This is a genomic window from Brevundimonas sp. GW822-FHT03E11 (assembly GCF_058801445.1).
Window position 1 is genome coordinate 215,212 of sequence record NZ_JBXANG010000004.1, and the last position, 18,575, is coordinate 233,786.

Genomic DNA, 18,575 nt, shown 5'->3' on the forward strand with positions numbered 1-18,575 from the left:
GGACTTTCTAAGTCCCTCCGCAAGCGCGCCGCCTTTGCGAAGGCGCGGGTTCTAACACAAGAGCCCCGGAAAGCGCGCAATTTTTGAAGGTGCGATATGCGTCTGTCGACCAAGGGACGATACGCCGTCATGGCGATGGCCGATCTGGCGAAGAATGGACGCGGCGCGGGCGGGGAAATCCGGGCGGTTTCCTTAGCCGAGATCGCCGCGCGGCAGGAGATTTCGCTGAGTTACCTGGAGCAGCTGTTCGCCCGGCTGCGCAAGAGCGGCCTGGTCAAGAGCGTGCGCGGGCCCGGCGGCGGCTATCGCCTGGCCAAGGGCGCGGATGAGACGGTGGTGGCGGAAATCGTGCTGGCCGTGGACGAGCCGATCCGCGCGACCCGGTGCGTGGCGCACGGAACACCCAAGGGTTGCATGCTGGCCGGCGAGCGCTGCATCACCCACAACCTTTGGGAAGATCTGGGCGACGAGATCCATCGCTATCTGGCCGGGGTTTCGCTGGAGGATGTGGTGATGAACCGCACCGGCCGGCGACGCCAGCATGTCGATCCGCCCGTGGCGGTGGAGGCGGCGGCATGAGCGCGGTCTATCTGGATTACAACGCCTCAGGGCTGGTGCGGCCCGAGGTTCTGGAGATCATGACCAAGGCCCTGGCCGACAACGGCAATCCGTCGGCGGTCCACGCCGCCGGCCGTCGGGCGCGGGCGCGGATCGAGACGGCGCGCGCCCAGGTCGCCGAACTGGTCGGCGCCGATCCGACGGCGGTGGTGTTCAACTCGGGCGGCACCGAGGCCAATGCGCAAGCGATCGCCAGCGCCCTGGCGGCCGGGTGCGAACGGCTGATCGTGTCGGCGAGCGAACACCCGTGCGTGGCCGAGGCGGCGGCGGCGGCAGGCGCGCCGGTCGAGATTCTGCCGGTCGATGCGAACGGGGTGGTCGATCTGGACTGGCTGGCCGAGGCCTTGGCGCGGCCCGGTCGGGCGGTGGTCGCCATCCATCATGCGAACAATGAAAGCGGCGTGATCCAGCCGATCGCGCAGGCGGCGGCCCTGGTGCGGGCCGCCGGCGGCTGGCTGCACGTCGACGCCATCCAGTCGGCGGGCAAGATCGCCGTCGATATACGGGCTCTGGATGCGGACAGCCTGACCCTGTCGGCGCACAAGCTGGGCGGTCCCCAGGGCGTCGGCGCCCTGGTCTTCAAGGAAGGCGTGTCGGGCGTGCGCATCCTGCACGGGGCGGGGCAGGAACGGGGCCTGCGCGCCGGGACCGAGAACGGGCCCGGGATCGCCGGGTTCGGCGTCGCCGCCGTTTGCGCCGCGCGCGATCTGGAGACTGTCGCGTCGCATGCGGCCTGGCGTGACGCCGCCCAGGCGCGCGTCAAGGCGGCCGGGGCGACCATCATCGGCGAGGGCGCCGATCGCCTGCCCAACACCCTGTTTTTGGCCGTCGAGGGCTGGGACAGCCCGCAACAGTTGATCACCCTGGATCTGGCCGGGATCATGGTGTCCGCCGGTTCGGCCTGTTCCTCGGGCAAGGTCAAGCCGTCCAAGACGATCAGCGCGATGGGACTGAATAGGCTGGCCACGGGGGGCGTGCGCGTCTCCGGCGGCTGGGGCACGACCGAGGGCGACTGGGCGCGGTTCGCCGACGCCTGGGTGGACGCCTGGACCAAACACAAGGCACGCGCCGCCGCGCGCGTGAGAGAGGTCGCCTGATGGCCGCCGTCAAGGAAACCATCGACACCGTCGCCGAACTGGAACGGTACAAGTACGGCTTCACCTCGGATGTGGAGCAGGAGTTCGCCCCCAGGGGGCTGAACGCCGACATCGTGCGCTTCATCTCCGAAAAGAAGGGCGAGCCGGAATGGATGCTGGAATGGCGCTTAGCCGCCTATGAACGCTGGCTGGCGATGGAGGAGCCGACCTGGGCGGCGGTTCGTTACGAGCCCGTCGATTATCAGGACCTGTTCTACTACGCCGCGCCGAAGAAGAAGGAAGGGCCGAAGTCGCTGGACGAGGTCGATCCCGAGATCCTGGACGTCTACAAGAAGCTGGGCATTCCGCTGAAGGAGCAGGAGGTTCTGGCGGGGGTGCAGGGCGCCCCGCGCGTGGCCGTGGACGCCGTGTTCGACAGCGTGTCCGTGGTCACCACCTTCAAGGAGGAGCTGGCCAAGGCGGGCGTGATCTTCATGCCGATTTCCGAGGCCTTGCGCGAATATCCTGAGCTGGTGCGGAAATATCTGGGGTCGGTGGTGCCGGTCTCGGACAACTATTTCGCGGCCCTGAACAGCGCGGTCTTTTCGGACGGGTCGTTCGTCTACATCCCGCCGGGCGTGCGCTGCCCGATGGAGCTGTCGACCTATTTCCGCATCAATGCGAGCCAGACGGGCCAGTTCGAGCGCACCCTGATCATCGCCGACAAGGGCGCTTACGTCTCCTATCTGGAAGGCTGCACGGCGCCGATGCGCGACGAGAACCAGCTCCATGCGGCCGTGGTCGAGATCGTGGCGCTGGACGACGCCGAGGTGAAATATTCGACGGTCCAGAACTGGTACCCCGGCGACGCGGAAGGGCGGGGCGGCATCTATAACTTCGTCACCAAGCGGGCCGATTGCCGCGGCGACCGGTCGAAGGTGTCGTGGACCCAGGTCGAGACCGGTTCTGCGGTGACGTGGAAATATCCGTCCTGCATCCTGAAGGGCGAGGAAAGCTCGGGCGAATTCTACTCCATCGCCATCACCAACGGGCGTCAGCAGGCCGACACCGGCACCAAGATGATCCATCTGGGCAAGAATTCGAAGTCGCGGATCATCGCCAAGGCGGTGTCGGCGGGGAAATCAGACTCGACCTATCGCGGCCTGGTCTCGGTGCATCCGAAGGCGACGGGGGTGAGAAACTTCACCCAGTGCGACAGTCTGCTGATCGGCAAGGAGTGCGGCTCGCACACCATCCCCTATATCGAGGCCCGCAACGGCTCGGCCCAGCTGGAGCACGAGGCGACGACGACGCGCCTGTCGGACGATCAGCTGTTCTACGCCCAGCAGCGCGGGCTGTCGCAGGAGGAGGCGGTGGCCCTGCTGGTCAACGGCTTCGTCCGCGACGTGCTGCAGGAGCTGCCGATGGAGTTCGCCGTCGAGGCGCAGAAGCTGGTGGCGATCAGTCTGGAAGGGAGCGTGGGGTGATGGCGACGCTGTGGTATGATCCGCGCATCAGTCCTATGCGCGGGAAATCATAATGGAAACCATCGCCGTTCCGTTCGATACCGACGCCGCCGATCGGCTGAAGCGCGCTGCTGCAGAGATCGGCATGCCATTGGAAGAATTCATCGCCTCGGCCGCCGAGCAGGTTGTCACCGACGGCGAAGCGCAACTGGGAGCGCCGCTTTCGGAGGCGCAGCTCGCCTCGATCCGTCGCGGCGTCGAAGATGTCGCGGCCGGACGGGTCTATAGCCATGAAGAGGTCTTCGATGAACTGAAGGCGCGCTTCAAGCGATGAGGACCGTCCGATGGTCGAAGGAGGCCAGGGATGGGCAGAGGGAGTGGTTGGATCTGCTGGAGCAGCAGGACCCGCGCCTGACGGATCGAGCCCTGGCTGAAAGCGAAGCCTTGTCGCTGAAGCTTGGCGATCATCCCTTTCGCTATCGGCCGTCGCGATGGAGAGGATTTCGCGAAGCCAGCCTTCTACGCTGGCGCAAGGTCGTCGTCTTTCAGGTTCTGCCTGACGAGGTGGTGATCGTTTCATTTTATGACGCCCGGCAAGACCTTGCCGCCGTCCAGCCCAAGTCAGATTCGAACTAAGATGCTTTCCATCTCTAACCTCCACGTCTCCGTCGGCGACAAGCCGATCCTCAAGGGGCTGACGCTCGAAGTGCCAGCGGGGGAAGTGCACGCCATCATGGGGCCGAACGGGGCCGGAAAGTCGACCCTGGGTTACGCCCTGTCGGGCCGGCCGGGCTATGAGGCGACGGAAGGATCGGTCGAATGGGCGGGCGAGGACCTGCTGGCGCTGGAGCCGGCCGAGCGGGCGGCCAAGGGCGTCTTCCTGTCGTTCCAGTATCCGATCGAGATTCCCGGCGTCCCGGCCCTGACCTTCGTGCGGACGGCGCTGAATGCGCAGAAGCGCGCGCGGGGCGAGGAGGAGGTGGCGGCGCCGGCCTTCCTGAAGCTGGTCCGCGAGGCGTCCCGAAGCCTGAAGATGGACTTCGACATGCTGAAACGTCCTTTGAACGTCGGCTTCTCCGGCGGAGAGAAGAAGCGGATGGAGATCCTGCAGATGGCCCTGCTGGAGCCGTCGCTGCTGATCCTCGACGAGACGGATTCGGGGCTGGACATCGACGCCCTGCGGATCGTGTCCGAAGGGGTCAACGCCCTGCGTTCGCCCGATCGGGCCATGCTGGTCATTACCCACTATCAGCGCCTGCTGGACTATATCAAACCGGACCGGGTCCATGTGCTGGCGGGGGGACGGATCGTGGCCTCGGGCGGGCCGGAACTGGCCTTGCAGCTGGAGGCGGAGGGGTATGACAAATACCTGCCGCCGGTGCTCGAGGGGGCGGCGTGAGCGCGACCTTCGCCATCGACCTGACCGACGCCTCGACCTTTCCGTCGCGGCGAGATGAGGCGTGGAAATACAGCGATCTGAAGCGGTATCTTCGCGAGGCGCCTGAGCTGTCCGGCACGGCGACGGTGGGCGCGCCGGGGCCCTTCTATGACCTGGGCGGCGAGGCTGTCGTCTTCGCCAACGGGCGGGCCGTGGGCGTGACCGACTTCATCGCCTCGGGCGAGCAGACGCTGCGGCTGCGCTACATCTCCGACGCCGTGGGCACGGGCCATACGGCGAGCGCGCGGGTGGCGGCGCGGGCGGGCGCCAAACTGCTGCTGCTGGAGACGCATGAGGGGGCGGGCTCGGCCTATGTCGCCCACAATACGCTGGAGCTGGATGTGGCGGCCGGGGCCGAGGTGACGCGCGTCGTCCTGGTCGAGGAGCCGGAGGACGCCATTTCCGTGTCCGAGGCCCATGTGAAGGTCGAGGCGGGCGGCGTCTATCGCCAGACCGTCATCGCCACCGGAGCCAGGCTGCAACGGATCGAGACCCGGATTTCCCACTTCGCCCAGGGCGCACAGGTCCAGGCCGACGGTCTTTATCTGCTGAACGGATCGCGCCACGCCGACCTGACCAGCGTGGTGCGGCACTTGGAGCATGACGGCGCGACCAGCCAGCTGATCAAGGGCGTGGCGCGCGACACGGCGCGGGGCGTCTTCCAGGGCAAGATCGTGGTCGAGCGCGGGGCCGACGGCACGGATGCGCGGATGGGGCACCACGCCCTGATCGCCTCCGAACGGGCCGAGATCGACGCCAAGCCGGAACTGATCATCTACGCCGACGACGTGCAGTGCGCCCACGGCAATACGGTCGGGGCGCTGGACGAGAGCGCCCTGTTCTACATGCAGCAGCGCGGGGTTCCGGCCGAGGAAGCGCGCGCCCTGCTGACCCAGGCCTTCCTGATCGAGGTCATCGACCGGATCGAGCACGAGGGCGCAAGAGAGGTGGCGCGGGAATGGCTGACGGCTCGGTCGTGACCCTGTTTGATCCCTACGCCGTCCGGGCGCAGTTTCCGATCCTGTCGCGGCAGGTGAACGGGAGACCGCTGGTCTATCTGGACAACGCCGCCTCGGCCCAGAAGCCGCGCGCGGTGATCGACGCCCTGGTGGCGACGATGGAGGGCGGATACGCCAACGTCCACCGCGGTCTGCACACCCTGTCGAACGAGGCGACCGAGGCCTTCGAGAAGGCGCGCGAGATCGTGGCCCGCTTCCTGAACGCCGAGAGCCCCGAACAGGTCGTCTGGACCAAGGGCGGCACCGAGGCGATCAATCTGGTGGCCAATGGGCTGGGGCTTCAAATCCAGCCGGGTGACGAGATCATCGTCTCGGAGATGGAGCATCACTCCAACATCGTGCCCTGGCATCTGCTGCGCGAACGGCGCGGGGCGGTGATCAAATGGATTCCGGTTCTGGACGACGGGTCATTGGACATGGCGGCCTATGCCGATCTGCTGGGGCCGAGGACGCGGATGGTCGCGGTCACCCATATGTCGAACGTGCTGGGCACCATCAATCCGGTGGCCGAGATCACGCGACTGGCGCACGCGGCCGGCGCCCCCCACTCCCAGATCAAGGTGCTGATCGACGGCTGCCAGGGGGCGGTCCATGCGACGCCGGACGTTCAGGCCATCGGCTGCGACTTCTATGTGCTGACGGGGCATAAGCTGTTCGCTCCGACCGGAATCGGCGCCCTGTACGGCAAGGCCGAGGCGCTGGAGGCCCTGCCGCCCTATCAGGGCGGGGGCGAGATGATCGAGACGGTCGAGCAGGACCGCGTAACCTACGCCAAGCCGCCTCATCGGTTCGAGGCGGGGACGCCGCCCATCCTGGAGGCCATCGGCCTGGGCGTGGCGCTGAAATGGCTGACCCAATATGATCGGGCAGCGGTTCAGGCGCATGAGCATGCGCTGTACCAGCATGCGGTTGATCGCCTGCAGGGGCAGAACTGGCTGAGGATCCTGGGTCAGGCGGAAGGCAAGGGCGCGATCCTGACCTTCGCCGTCGAGGGCGCCCACGCCCACGACGTGGCCCAGATCATGGACCGTTACGGGGTGGCGGTGCGGGCCGGACTGCACTGCGCCGAGCCGCTGGCGAAAAGAATGGGGGTGACGTCGAGCACCCGCGCCTCCTTCGCCCTATATAACACCGTGGAGGATGCCGACGCCTTCGTGGATGCGCTGATCAAGGCGCGGAACTTCTTCGTATAACGCCATGACAGACGACCCTATTCAAGACAGCGACGCCTTCAAGGAAGCCTGGGCCGAGCCGCAGAAGAGCGCCCTGTCTCAGGCCGAGCTGGATCAGCTGACCGACGATCTGATTCAGGCGCTGAAAACCGTCTATGATCCGGAAATCCCGGTCGATATCTACGAGCTGGGGCTGATCTACCGGGTGGACGTCAATGACGACCGCGACGTGGTGGTGGACATGACCCTGACGGCGCCCGGCTGTCCCGTCGCCGGCGAAATGCCGGGCTGGGTGGAGACGGCGGTGGAGAAGGTGGAGGGCGTCCGCAGCGCCAAGGCCAATCTGGTGTTCGACCCGCCGTGGGACGCCTCCAAGATGAGCGATGAGGCCAAGCTGGCCCTGAACATGTTCTGATGAGCGAACTTCAAACCACATCCCGTCCGCGCCGCCCGCGCCCCAAGGTCGTGACCCTGACTGACCGGGCCGCCGAGCGGGTGCGTGAGATCCTGGACAAGGCCGACAACAGCCACATCGGTCTGCGGATCGGGGTCAAGAACGGCGGCTGCGCAGGCCAGGAATACACCTTCGCCTATGCCGATGAGATCGGTCCCCTGGACGAGGTGGTCGAGGACAAGGGGGTCACCATATTGATCGAGCCCAAGGCCGTCCTGTTCCTGATCGGCACCGAGATCGACTATGAGACGACCCGGCTGGCCTCGAAATTCGTGTTCAACAATCCCAACCAGACCGACGCCTGCGGCTGCGGCGAGAGCGTCACCATCGTGCCGGCGGCGGGCTGAGCCGAACTAGCCGAAGGTGAAGGCGAAGACCTGGACGCCGGGATCCAGAAATTCGATTTCGAAGGTGCGTTCGCCCACCGGGCCGGCTTGGCGGATCAGCTGATACAGACGCTGGCGGTCGATGCGGCCCAGGCCCTGGGCGTCGATGTCTGATCCCGCGTCCGATCCCGGCGCGGCCCCGTCGATCCGGACCCGGAAGCGCACCCCGGCGTCGCCTTGCCCCGGCCCCATGACCAGATGCAGATCCCGCGCCTTGAACCGGAAAGCCAGGCGTCCGCCCGGCGCCGTCAGGGCGGCGTGTTCCCGCGTCACCCGCCAGGAGCCCGCCAGGCTCCAGTCGTTCAGCTGTAAGGCCGCCGGCCCATAGGTCTTGACGGCGTCGCGCGCGAAACCACCGGGCGAGCGGAAATTCTCGGCCCTGGCGTAGCCGATATAGGTCTCGGGCGAGGCGAGCTGGGCCATGTCGGCGGCGGCCTCGGCGCCCTGGGCCTGGACCTGAACCAGGTCAGAGGCGACGTCGGCGGCGCCCGCCTCTTTCAGCAGTTGCTGAATGACCCGTTCGGACCCGTCATAGTCGCCCTCGCCGAAATGGTGGTGGCGGATCCGGCCCTGGCCGTCGATGAAATAGTGGGCGGGCCAGTACTGGTTCTTGAAGGCGCGCCAGACGGCGAAGTCGTTGTCCATGGCTACCGGATAGGCGACCCCGAGACGGGCGACGGCCTCGCGCACATTGGCCTCGGACTTTTCGAAGGCGAACTCGGGCGTGTGGACGCCGATCACAACCAGTCCCTGATCCTTATATTTTTCGGCCCAGGCGCGGACATAGGGCAGGGCGCGCAGGCAGTTGATGCAGGAATAGGTCCAGAAGTCGACCACCACCACCTTGCCGCGCAGTTGCTCGCGGGTCAGGGGCGGCGAGTTGATCCAGGTCGTGGCGCCGGACAGGGGCGGCATGACGCCCTCGACCGGCAGGTTGTTCAGGTCGGCGGGGGCGGTGTTGGTCGGGACGCCGCGGCCGACCGTCGTCAGCAGGGCCTGTTCGAGCCGTCCCGTGCCGGCGGCCGAAATCCGGGTCAGCAGGCCGGTGTCCAGGCCCAGAGCGATGGCGGCGACCCCGACCAGAACCAGAACCCCCAGGCCGCGCCGCACCCATTCGCCGACGCCCAGGGCGCCCTTCATCGCCTTGAACACCCGCCCGCCGACCAGCAGGGCCAGGGCCAGGGAGGTGGCGGCGCCGGCCGCATAGGCCAGCAACAGGACGGTCGAGCCGACGCCGGCGCCCTGCAAGGCCGCGCCGGTCAGGATCAGCCCCAGGATCGGGCCTGCGCAGGGCGCCCACAGCAGGCCGGTCGCCACGCCCAGCAACAGGGAGGATCGCACCTCGCCCCGGTCGTCCGAGCCGCGCTGGACGCGATCGGTCAGCCAGGACCCGGCCGCCACGAAGGGCCGCATCAACCGGTCCCCTACGGCAGGGATCAGCAGGCTGAGGCCCAGCGCCGCCATGACCGCCAGAGCGATCCATCGCCCGACCTCATTGGCCCGCACCGCCCAGCCGCCGCCGAGCGCCGCCAGACTGGCCACCCCGGCGAAGGTGACGGCCATGCCGACCAGGAGAGGCAGGCCGTTGCGGACGAACGGTCGATCCGCCCGAGCGAAGACGAACGGCAGGACGGGCAGGATGCAGGGGCTGACGATCGTCAGGACGCCGGCGAGATAGGACAAGAGAAACAGGATCATGCGGGCGCCCGATGCGGGTGGAGTTCTCCACATACGAAGCCGGGCGGCCTTCGGTTACCCCGCCGATGACATTATCTCCCACAGATAGACGACCTGCCGGCCGCGAACGGGCTAGACTTCGCGCTTCCGATCCCCGATTCGCTGGCCCATGACGATCCACGCTCCGCCGCCGGAAGGCGGCCGTATCATTGACGAGCCGATGGAGACGGCGCTCAGCCGTCGCTATCTGGCCTACGCCCTGTCGACCATCACCAATCGCGCCCTGCCGGACGTGCGCGACGGGTTCAAACCCGTGCACCGGCGCATCCTGTACGCCATGCACCAGATGCGGCTGAACCCGCAGGCGGCGGCGCGCAAATGCGCCAAGGTGGTCGGGGAGGTCATGGGTGGATACCACCCGCACGGCGACGCCTCCATCTATGAGGCCCTGGTGCGCCTGGCCCAGGACTTCGCCCAGCGCTATCCGCTGGTCGACGGCCAGGGGAATTTCGGCAATATCGACGGCGATAGCGCGGCGGCTATGCGCTATACCGAGTGCAAGCTGACCCCGGCCGCCGTCCTGCTGCTGGAGGGGATCGACCAGGACGCGGTCGATTTCCGCCCCACCTATGACGATCAGGACGAGGAGCCGGTCGTCCTGCCGGCCGGTTTCCCCAATCTTCTGGCCAACGGGTCTTCGGGCATCGCCGTGGGCATGGCGACCTCCATCCCGCCGCACAATGTCGGCGAACTGATCGACGCCTGTCAGCTGTTGCTGGAGCGACCCGAGGCGACCACGGACGAGCTGGTGCAGTTGGTCCCCGGACCCGACTTCCCCACCGGCGGCGTGGCTGTAGAAGGCCGCGCAGCCATTCTGGACGCCTATGAGACGGGCCGGGGCGGGGTGCGGCTGCGCGCGCGCTGGGAGACCGAGGACCTGGGCCGCGGCGTCTGGCGGATCGTCGTCACCGAAATGCCGTACCAGGTGCAGAAGTCGCGCCTGATCGAGGCGCTGGCCGACCTGATCGAGCAGAAGAAGGCGCCCCTGCTGGGCGATGTGCGCGACGAGTCGGCGGAGGATATCCGTCTGATCCTGGAGCCCAAGAATCGGACCATAGAGCCTGAAATGCTGATGGAAAGTCTGTTCAAGCTTTCCGATCTCGAGGTCCGTTTCCCGATCAATATGAACGTGCTGGACGCCGACGGCACCCCGCGCGTCATGGGGCTGAAGGCCTGTCTCAAGGCCTTCCTGGATCACCGGCGCGAGGTGCTGAACCGACGGTCGCAATGGCGGATCGCCCGGGTCGAGAAGCGGCTGCACCTGCTGGAAGGCCTGCGCATCGTCTTCCTGAACCTGGACGAGGTGATCCGCATCGTCCGCGAGGAGGACCAGCCCAAGGCCGTCCTGATCGCGCGCTTCGGCCTGACCGAGGTCCAGGCCGACTTCATCCTCGACACCCGGCTGCGGCAGCTGGCGCGTCTGGAAGAGATGACGATCGAGAATGAATTCAAGGAGTTGTCGGAAGAACTTGCCAATCTGAAGGCGCTTACGTCGTCGGAAGGCAAGCAGTGGAAGGCTGTTTCCAAAGAGCTTGAGGCGGTGCGCAAGGCGCTGATCTCGCCGCGGCGCACGACGATGGGCGAGGCGGTCGACGCCTCGGCCTTCGTGGCCCCCGAGGCCTTCATCCCGCGCGAGGCCATCACCGTCATCCTGTCGGAGCGCGGCTGGATCCGCGCCGCCAAGGGCAAGGTCGAGGATCCTTCGGAGCTGAAGTTCAAGGAAGGCGACAAGCTGGCCTATCTGGTCCCGGCCTATACGACCGACAAGCTGCTGGTCGGGGCGTCGGACGGCCGGATCTTCACCATCGGCGCGGACAAGCTGGCGTCGGGCCGCGGCCACGGCGAGCCGCTACGGCTGATGATCGATCTGGACGAGAAGGCCGAGATCATCAATCTGCTGGCGCACCAGCCGGGCGGCAAGCTGCTGATCGCCTCAAAGGCCGGCTACGGCTTCATCGCGCCCGAGGACGACACCCTGGCCCAGAAGCGGGGCGGCAAACAGGTGCTGAACGGCGAGATGCTGGCCATGCTGCGCGTGCCGACCAGCCCTATGGGGGATCACGTCGCGACGATCGGCGAGAACATCAAGACCTTGATCTTCCCTCTGGCAGAACTGCCCGAAATGGGGCGCGGCAAGGGTGTGAAGCTGCAGAGCTTCAAACAGGGCGGCCTGGCCGATGTGACGGTCTTCAACGCCGAACAGGGGCCGGAATGGGCCGACGGCGGCGGCCGCCGGCGCAACTGGCCCGACTGGAAGGACTGGCTGGGCAAGCGCGCCGGCGCCGGTCGCCAGGGGCCGAGGGGCTTGCGGAAGTTCAGATAGGGGGCGGCTGGTCTTCCAGCCGCATCCAGCCCAGCTTGCCCAGCACCTCGAGGGGGCGGAAGTCCGCCTTGTAGTCCATCTTCTCCGAGCCCCGGACCCAGTAGCCCAGATAGACGAAGGGCAGGCCCACCTGGGCCGCCTGGCGCACATGATCAAGGATGGCGAAGCGGCCCAGGCTGCGGCGGTCAAGACGCGGATCGTAGAAGCTGTAGACCATGGACAGGCCGTCACGGAGCAGGTCCGTCAGGGTCACGGCGACCAGGTCGCCGGGGCCGCCGTCGTCGGACGGCAGGCGGTATTCGATCAGATGGGTGCGCACGGCCGTGTCCTCGACCATGGCGACATAGTCGAGCCAGCCCATATCGCTCATGCCGCCCAAGGGATGGCGGCTGGTCAGATAGCGGCGCAGCAGCTGGAACTGTTCGGTCGTGGCCTCGGCCTCGACCAGGGCGCGCGTCAGGTCGGCGTTGCGCGCCAGAACCTTGCGCTGGGATCGGCTGAAGGCGAAGTCCGGCACAGGCAGGCGGACGGAGACGCAGGCGTCGCAGGCCTCGCAGGCGGGGCGATAGGCGATGTTCTGGCTGCGGCGGAAACCCGCCAGGGTCAGTTCGTCATTGACGTGGGCGCCGTCCGAAAAGGGGAGGTTTGCGAAGACCTTCCGTTCCGTCTTGCCCGGCAGATAGGGACACGGGGCGACCGAGGTCATGAAGAACCGGAGCTGGCGTGTCGGCACATGTTGGGTCACGACTCTAGGTCCGCACCCGATCTGGCCCAAAATAGGACGGTCTGACGCTCATGCCGCGATTTGGCGCGATTGAGCGCTCGGCGGCAAGCGCCAAGGCGCCACAGCCGCTCAGGATCACAGCGAGGTGTCCATAGGCAGGACCGGGGCCTCGCGCAGCAGGACGATGGCGATGCGGCGGTTGCCGGGCAGGCTGGGATCGTCGGGATAGAGGGGGTCAGAGCCCGCCTTGCCGGCGACCGAATAGACCCGATCGGGGTCCACGCCCGCGCTTTGCAACACCAGGCGCGAGCCGTTGGCCCGTTCGGAGGATAGGGTCCAGTCCGCCGGGCCGCTGGCGCGGTTCGACCCTGGCGTGGCGCTGGTGTGGCCGGTGATGGAGATGCGGTTGGGCAGCTGGTTGATCACCTTGGCGACCGCGCGCAGCAGAACCTGAGCCCGCGCATTGGGGCGGGCCGAGTTGTTGTCGAACATGGACCGGCCTTCCTGGTCCACCAGCTGGATGCGCAGCCCCTCCGGCGTCTGGTCCACGATCAGCTGTTTGGACAGTTCGGCCAGTTCCGGCATCGACTGCATGGCCTGGCGCAGCGATTCCGCCGCACTGGCGAACTCGGCCGCCTCGCGCTTCTGGATTTCGGCCTGCAGGGCGGCGTCGCTGGCGGAGGTGAGGTTTGAGCTGGGGCCGGTGTTGGTCGTCTCCGGCGGGGCCTCGGGCGCCAGCTGTTCGATGACCGACTGCGAGCCCGAGCTCTTGGGACCGTCGTCGCCCAGCGCCGTGCCGCCCAGAAGGCCGCCCGAACCCGAGGTGGTTTCGGACACGCTGGCGGGGGCGAAATATTCCGCGATGCCCTTCTTCTGTTCCGGGTCGGTCGTGTTGATCAGCCACATCAGCAGGAAGAAGGCCATCATGGCCGTCACGAAGTCTGCATAGGCCACCTTCCAGGCGCCGCCGTGGTGGCCTCCGCCGGAGACCTTTTTCACCTTCTTGATGAGGATCGGACGATCGCTCACGGACATGGACGCACCCCGGCAAGTTCGCGCCAGCATGACGCGGCAAGGTTAACCGCCCGTTGACCCCCAGCCTGGGTTGAACCCTTGTCCGACCCGGCCTAGTCCAGGGCGGAAACACGGGAGCCTGCCATGAAGATCGCTTTCGCCGGCCTGGGGGTCATGGGCGCCCCGATGGCGCGTCACCTGGTGAACGCCGGCCATGAGGTCGTCGGCTTCAACCGCACCCAGGCCAAGGCGCAGGCCTGGGCCGAGGCCGTGGGCGCGCGGGCGGCCGCGACCGTGTCGGAGGCGGCGCAGGGGGCGGAGCTCTTCATCCTGTGCGTCGGCAATGACGATGACGTGCGTGCGGTCGTGACCGAGGCCCTGCCGCACCTGGCCGAAGGGGCGGTCATCGTGGATCACACCACGACCTCGGCCCGGCTGGCGCGGGAAATGGCCGAGGCGGCGGCCGAGGCGGGGCGCGCCTTTATCGACGCTCCGGTCTCCGGCGGTCAGGCGGGCGCCGAAAACGGCCAGCTCAGCGTCATGGCCGGCGGCGAGGCCGAGGCTCTGGCCCGGGTGGAACCGGCGCTGAAAGCCTATTCCAAGGCGATCAAACATATGGGACCGGCGGGTTCGGGCCAGCTGACAAAGATGGTCAATCAGATCGCCATCGCCGGGGTGGTCCAGGGCCTGGCCGAGGCGGTCCATTTCGCTCAAGTCGCCGGCCTGGATACGGACGCCGTCTTCGACGCCGTGTCCAAGGGGGCGGCCCAGAGCTGGCAGATGGACAATCGCTGGAAGACCGCCGCCCAGGGCCGGTTCGACTTCGGCTTCGCCGTCGATTGGATGCGAAAGGATCTGGGCCTGGTTCTGGACGAGGCGCGGTCGAACGGGGCGCGCCTGGCCCTGACGGCCCTGGTCGATCAGTTCTACGCCGAGGTCCAGGCCATGGGCGGCAATCGCTGGGACACCTCCAGCCTGGCTGCGCGGCTTCAGCCCAAGAGCTGAAGCCGCCGGCGCGGGCGGGTTAAGCCGTCTCCCAGCCCTTTTCGATCGCCCAGACTGCGAAGGCGTAGTCGTGGGCGACCTCCTTCAGATAGTCGAACCGGCCGGCCGCGCCGCCGTGGCCGGCCTCCATATTGATCTTCAGCAGGACGGGCTTGCCCGAGGTGGTGGCGGGCCGCAGCTTGGCGACCCACTTCTCCGGCTCCCAATAGGTCACCCGTGGATCGGACAGGCCGCCCGTCGCCAGGACGGCGGGATAGGCCTGGGGCTTCACCTGATCATAGGGGCTGTAGCTCATCATATAGTCGTAGGCGTCCGGGTCCTCGATCGGATTTCCCCATTCGGGCCATTCCGGCGGCGTCAGCGGCAGGGAGGTGTCGCTCATGGTGTTGATGACGTCGACGAAGGGCACCTGGCCGATAATCCCGGCCCAGAGGTCGGGCCGCATATTGTTGACGGCGCCCATCAGCATGCCGCCGGCCGAGCCGCCCTGGGCCACGATATTGCCGGCGCGGACGTAGTTCTGCGCGATCAGATGTTCGGCGGCGGCGATGAAGTCGGTGAAGGTGTTCTTCTTGGTCATCCGGCGGGCGCTGAGGAACCAGCCCCAGCCCTTGTCCGATCCGCCCCTGATGTGGGCGATGGCGTAGATCCAGCCGCGATCGACCAGCGACAGCCGAATGGTCGAAAAGCTCGCCGGCATGGGAATGCCGTAGGAGCCGTAGCCGTAGAGCAGCAGAGGGGCCGAGCCGTCGATCGGCGTGGTGCGGCGGCGCAGGACCGTGACAGGCACCAGCTGGCCGTCGGCGGCGGGGGCGTTCAGCCGTTCGACCACATAGTCTTCGATATTGTGTCCCGACGGGATTTCTTGAGTCTTGCGCAGCGTGCGTTCCCGCGACGCCATGTCGTAGTCATAGGTCTGGGTCGGGGTGGACGGCGAGTTGTAGCTGTAGCGGGTCGTCGTGGTGTCGAACTCCGACGCGCCCGACAGCGACAGGGCGAAGGCCGGTTCATCGACGGCGATCGCATGTTCGGCCCCGGCGCGATCGCGGATGATGATGCGGGTGTTGGCGTCGGCCCGTTCCTGGCGCGCCAGATGATGGCGGGTCAGGTCCATCCCCTCGATGAATCGGCCCGGCGTATGGGGGACGAGATCCGTCCAATGCGCCCTGCCGGGCGTTTCGGTCGGCGCCTGAACGATCTTGAAGTCGATGGCGTCGTCGGCGTTGGTGCGGATCACCCAGCGGTCGTCCCAGTGATCGACGTCATAGCGGACGGCGACCTGGCGCGGCTCCAAAACGACCGGCGCAGCGGTCGGGTCGTCGGCGGGGATGTAGCGGGCCTCGGACGTCTCCTGGTTCTGGATGCCGATGACGATGAACCGGTCGTCGGCGGTGCGGCCGACGCCGATGAACATGCCGTCGTCCGCCTCCTCATAGACCAGGGTCGTCTCGCCGCCGCGCGCCGGGCGGCGGAAGATCTTGTCCGGCCGTCCGTTGTCGTCGCGATTGGTCCAGAAAATCCACCGGCTGTCAGGCGAGAAGGTGAAGTCGCCGGTGGCGCTCTCGATCACATCGGGCAGGACGGCGCCGGTCGCCAGATCCTTCACATAGATCTTGTGCACCTCGGACCCTTGCGCGTCCTCGGCATAGGCGAACAGGCTGTGGTCAGGGCTGTGGGCGGCGGCCGAGACCTCGGAATAGGCCTTGCCTTCGGCCAGTTCATTGGCGTCCAGCAGCAGTTGGGGAGTCGGGGCGACGATGAAATTCTTCGTCACCGGCCGGCCATCGACCATCCAGGTTCCCTGGCGCTCGACGCGCATGTAGCGGGGATGCTGGTCGCCCGTGCGGTACTCGACATAGTAGGTCCAGTCGCCGTCAGGCGCGGGGACGGAACTGTCGTCCTCCTTGATGCGGCCGCGCATCTCCTGGAACATCGTCTCCTGAAGAGGGAGTGTGGAGGCCATCATGGCTTCGCGATAGGCGTTTTCGGCTGTCAGATGCTCTTTGACTTCGGCCTTGATCAGGGTCGGATCGCGCAGCACCGCCTGCCAATTGTCGTCCTTCATCCACTGGTAGTCGTCGGTGCGGGTGCGACCCAGCTGTTCGATGACGACGGGGATCTTCTTGGCGACAGGGGGTTGGGGCATCGAGGCTCCGGAAGACTGGCGGGCGAGGGCGGGGGAGGCCGAGGCGGCCAAGGCCGTCGCAGCGGTGGACAGGAGGATTTGGCGTCGGTTCATGATCGGCTCCCGGGCGTGAGGAGGCGACCTTGGGCGTTTGGGCCGCCCAAGGTCAAATCAAGATCGCGTCGGGCGTCAGCCCGCCAGGGCCTCGACCGTCATCCGTTTCAGCAGGTCGCCACCCTGGCCCACGGCCGCCAGGCGGCTGGAGACATGGCCCAGGACATTGGCGGCATAGAGTTCGTAGAGGTCCAGCTTGCCCTGCAGCCAGACGGGATCGCCGTCGGCGGCGTCCAGCCGCGCCTTGGCGGCCAGCGCCCCCTTGGCCAGCATCCAGCCGCCGATGACGTCGCCCAAGAGCTTCAGATAGGCGTCCGCTGCGGCCAGGACGTCGGCCGCCGCATCCGGGTCGGCCTTGCGGTCCAGCAGCCACAGGGTGGCGTCCTCCACCGCCTCGACGGCCGTTGCGAACCGTTCGACCGGCTTGCCGGCATAGAGGCCAGAGAGGTCGGCCAGCGTCGTCTTCATGTCGGCGATGAGGGCCTTGGCCGCCTCGCCCCCGTCCATCGACAGTTTGCGCCCGACCAGATCCATGGCCTGGATGCCGTTGGTGCCCTCGTAGATCGGGGCGATTCGGGCGTCGCGATAGTATTGAGCCGCGCCCGTCTCCTCGATGAAGCCCATGCCGCCATGGACCTGGACGCCCAGGGAGGCGACTTCGCATCCGACGTCGGTGGACCAGGCCTTGGCGATGGGGGTGAACAGATCCTCGCGGGCCTTCCAGCGGCGGCGCGCCTCTTCCGTTTCGGCATGACGGGCCAGATCGGCGGCGACGCCGGTCGACAGGCACAGGGCGCGAGCGGCCGCAGTCTTGGCCTTCATCACACCCAGCATCCGACGCACGTCCGGATGATCGAAGATCGGGGCGTTGGCTTCCCCGGTCCAGACCGATCGACCCTGGCGGCGGTCCAGCGCATAGGCCAGGGCGTGCTGATAGGCGCGTTCGGCGATGCCGACGCCTTCGACCCCGACGGCCAGGCGGGCGGCGTTCATCATGACGAACATATGGGCCAGGCCCTCGTTCGGACGTCCGACCAGCTCGGCCCGCGCGCCCTCATAGGCCATGACGCAGGTGGGCGAGGCGTGGATGCCCAGCTTGTGCTCGACCCCGACGGGACGGAAGGCGTTGCGTTCGCCCAGGCTTCCGTCGTCCTTGACGAGGAATTTCGGCGCCAGGAACAGGCTGATCCCCTTGGGCCCCTTGGGCGCGTCGGGCAGGCGCGCCAGGACCAGATGGATGATGTTGTCCGTCGCGTCGTGATCGCCCCAGGTGATGAAGATCTTCTGACCGTGGATGGCGTAGGTTCCGTCGCCGTTCGGCGTCGCCGTCGTGATCAACGAGCCCAGGTCCGATCCGGCGCCCGGCTCGGTCAGCACCATGGCGCCGGTCCATTCGCCGCTGACGAGCTTGGTCAGATATGTCGCCTTCTGCTCTTCCGTGCCGACCTGCTCCAAGGCCTCGATGGCGGCGAGAGACAGCATTGGACACAGGCCGAAGGCCATGTTGGCGGCGTGGACGGTCTCATAGGCCGCCAGCTCCAGGGCCTTGGGCAGGGCCTGGCCGCCCGCCTCGACCGGCGCCGACAGACCGGTCCATCCGCCGGCGGCGAACTGGCGATAGGCGTCGGCGAAGCCGGGAGCGGCCGTGACGGCGCCGTTGGCGTAGAGCGAACCCTTCTGGTCCCCGATGCGGTTCAGCGGGGCCAGCACCTCCTGCGAAAACTGTCCGGCCGCCTCCAGCACGGCTGAGGCGACGTCGGAATCGTAATCCGGAAAGGCGCCGGTGGCGGCGACGTCCGCCATGCCGGCCACGGCCTCCAGGGTGAAGGCCAGATCACGAACGGGGGCGCGGTAGCTCATGGGTTTCCTCAATGTCCTTTCCGGCTTAAGTGCCTCGCCGAAGC

At 67.1% G+C, this 18,575-nt stretch carries 17 protein-coding genes; 12 read left to right on the forward strand and 5 right to left on the reverse strand.

Going from position 1 to position 18,575, the window contains the following annotated elements; translation table 11 throughout:
* Nucleotides 1-96 precede the first annotated feature (96 nt).
* From AC1RKE_RS08700 to AC1RKE_RS08745, 10 genes are read left to right on the forward strand one after another with little or no spacing between them, the layout of a single operon-like run.
* Complete coding sequence (locus AC1RKE_RS08700; RefSeq protein WP_054765622.1) at nucleotides 97-579, forward strand: Rrf2 family transcriptional regulator; 483 nt, start codon at nucleotides 97-99, stop codon at nucleotides 577-579.
* On the forward strand, nucleotides 576-1,715 hold the full coding sequence (locus AC1RKE_RS08705) for a cysteine desulfurase family protein (protein WP_348684023.1): 1,140 nt from the start codon (nucleotides 576-578) through the stop codon (nucleotides 1,713-1,715). The genes AC1RKE_RS08700 and AC1RKE_RS08705 overlap by 4 nt, the downstream gene beginning before the upstream one ends.
* Nucleotides 1,715-3,181, forward strand: coding sequence for a Fe-S cluster assembly protein SufB (gene sufB / locus AC1RKE_RS08710; protein WP_348684022.1), 1,467 nt, complete (start codon nucleotides 1,715-1,717; stop codon nucleotides 3,179-3,181). The genes AC1RKE_RS08705 and sufB overlap by 1 nt, the downstream gene beginning before the upstream one ends.
* A 52-nt stretch (nucleotides 3,182-3,233) precedes the next feature.
* Nucleotides 3,234-3,494, forward strand: coding sequence for a hypothetical protein (locus tag AC1RKE_RS08715; RefSeq protein ID WP_054765625.1), 261 nt, complete (start codon nucleotides 3,234-3,236; stop codon nucleotides 3,492-3,494).
* On the forward strand, nucleotides 3,491-3,796 hold the full coding sequence (locus AC1RKE_RS08720; protein WP_152950192.1) for a type II toxin-antitoxin system RelE/ParE family toxin: 306 nt from the start codon (nucleotides 3,491-3,493) through the stop codon (nucleotides 3,794-3,796). Before AC1RKE_RS08715 ends, AC1RKE_RS08720 begins: the two co-directional genes overlap by 4 nt.
* Before the next feature lies 1 nt (nucleotide 3,797).
* A complete protein-coding gene (gene sufC / locus AC1RKE_RS08725) occupies nucleotides 3,798-4,559 on the forward strand; it encodes a Fe-S cluster assembly ATPase SufC (protein WP_492896848.1) in 762 nt (253 codons plus the stop codon).
* The gene (gene sufD, locus AC1RKE_RS08730) at nucleotides 4,556-5,578 is read left to right on the forward strand and encodes a Fe-S cluster assembly protein SufD (RefSeq protein WP_395942269.1); all 1,023 of its coding nucleotides are present in this window, start codon (nucleotides 4,556-4,558) and stop codon (nucleotides 5,576-5,578) included. Before sufC ends, sufD begins: the two co-directional genes overlap by 4 nt.
* Nucleotides 5,557-6,810: an aminotransferase class V-fold PLP-dependent enzyme gene (locus AC1RKE_RS08735; RefSeq protein ID WP_395942270.1), complete on the forward strand. Its 1,254-nt coding sequence runs from the start codon at nucleotides 5,557-5,559 to the stop codon at nucleotides 6,808-6,810. The genes sufD and AC1RKE_RS08735 overlap by 22 nt, the downstream gene beginning before the upstream one ends.
* Before the next feature lie 4 nt (nucleotides 6,811-6,814).
* On the forward strand, nucleotides 6,815-7,204 hold the full coding sequence (locus AC1RKE_RS08740; RefSeq protein ID WP_054765630.1) for an SUF system Fe-S cluster assembly protein: 390 nt from the start codon (nucleotides 6,815-6,817) through the stop codon (nucleotides 7,202-7,204).
* Entirely contained in the window at nucleotides 7,204-7,590 is a 387-nt protein-coding gene (locus AC1RKE_RS08745) for a HesB/IscA family protein (protein WP_054765631.1), read from the forward strand. Before AC1RKE_RS08740 ends, AC1RKE_RS08745 begins: the two co-directional genes overlap by 1 nt.
* A 6-nt stretch (nucleotides 7,591-7,596) precedes the next feature.
* Here the strand turns inward: AC1RKE_RS08745 and AC1RKE_RS08750 are convergent, their stop codons facing one another.
* On the reverse strand, nucleotides 7,597-9,327 hold the full coding sequence (locus AC1RKE_RS08750) for a cytochrome c biogenesis protein DipZ (RefSeq protein WP_395942271.1): 1,731 nt from the start codon (nucleotides 9,325-9,327) through the stop codon (nucleotides 7,597-7,599).
* 148 nt (nucleotides 9,328-9,475) lie between these two features.
* Here AC1RKE_RS08750 and parC point away from each other — a divergent pair, with 148 nt between their 5' ends.
* Nucleotides 9,476-11,689, forward strand: coding sequence for a DNA topoisomerase IV subunit A (parC, locus tag AC1RKE_RS08755; protein WP_395942272.1), 2,214 nt, complete (start codon nucleotides 9,476-9,478; stop codon nucleotides 11,687-11,689).
* On the opposite strand, the gene AC1RKE_RS08760 is transcribed toward parC, so the two are convergent.
* Both AC1RKE_RS08760 and AC1RKE_RS08765 read right to left on the reverse strand, forming a co-directional pair.
* Complete coding sequence (locus tag AC1RKE_RS08760; protein WP_183215627.1) at nucleotides 11,682-12,434, reverse strand: arginyltransferase; 753 nt, start codon at nucleotides 12,432-12,434, stop codon at nucleotides 11,682-11,684. The genes parC and AC1RKE_RS08760 overlap by 8 nt on opposite strands.
* 114 nt (nucleotides 12,435-12,548) lie before the next feature.
* Nucleotides 12,549-13,448 carry a flagellar motor protein MotB gene (locus AC1RKE_RS08765; RefSeq protein WP_054765635.1) on the reverse strand — a complete coding sequence of 300 codons (900 nt, stop codon included), beginning with the start codon at nucleotides 13,446-13,448 and terminating at the stop codon, nucleotides 12,549-12,551.
* 123 nt (nucleotides 13,449-13,571) lie between these two features.
* On the opposite strand from AC1RKE_RS08765, the gene AC1RKE_RS08770 reads away from it, so the two are divergent.
* Nucleotides 13,572-14,432 (forward strand): NAD(P)-dependent oxidoreductase, encoded by an 861-nt coding sequence (locus AC1RKE_RS08770; RefSeq protein WP_348684852.1) that lies wholly within the window; start codon nucleotides 13,572-13,574, stop codon nucleotides 14,430-14,432.
* Between the two features lie 19 nt (nucleotides 14,433-14,451).
* Here AC1RKE_RS08770 and AC1RKE_RS08775 read toward each other — a convergent pair whose 3' ends face one another.
* Both AC1RKE_RS08775 and AC1RKE_RS08780 read right to left on the reverse strand, forming a co-directional pair.
* On the reverse strand, nucleotides 14,452-16,671 hold the full coding sequence (locus AC1RKE_RS08775) for a S9 family peptidase (protein ID WP_483458112.1): 2,220 nt from the start codon (nucleotides 16,669-16,671) through the stop codon (nucleotides 14,452-14,454).
* Between the two features lie 75 nt (nucleotides 16,672-16,746).
* Entirely contained in the window at nucleotides 16,747-18,531 is a 1,785-nt protein-coding gene (locus AC1RKE_RS08780) for an acyl-CoA dehydrogenase (RefSeq protein WP_182713626.1), read from the reverse strand.
* Nucleotides 18,532-18,575: the final 44 nt, after the last annotated feature.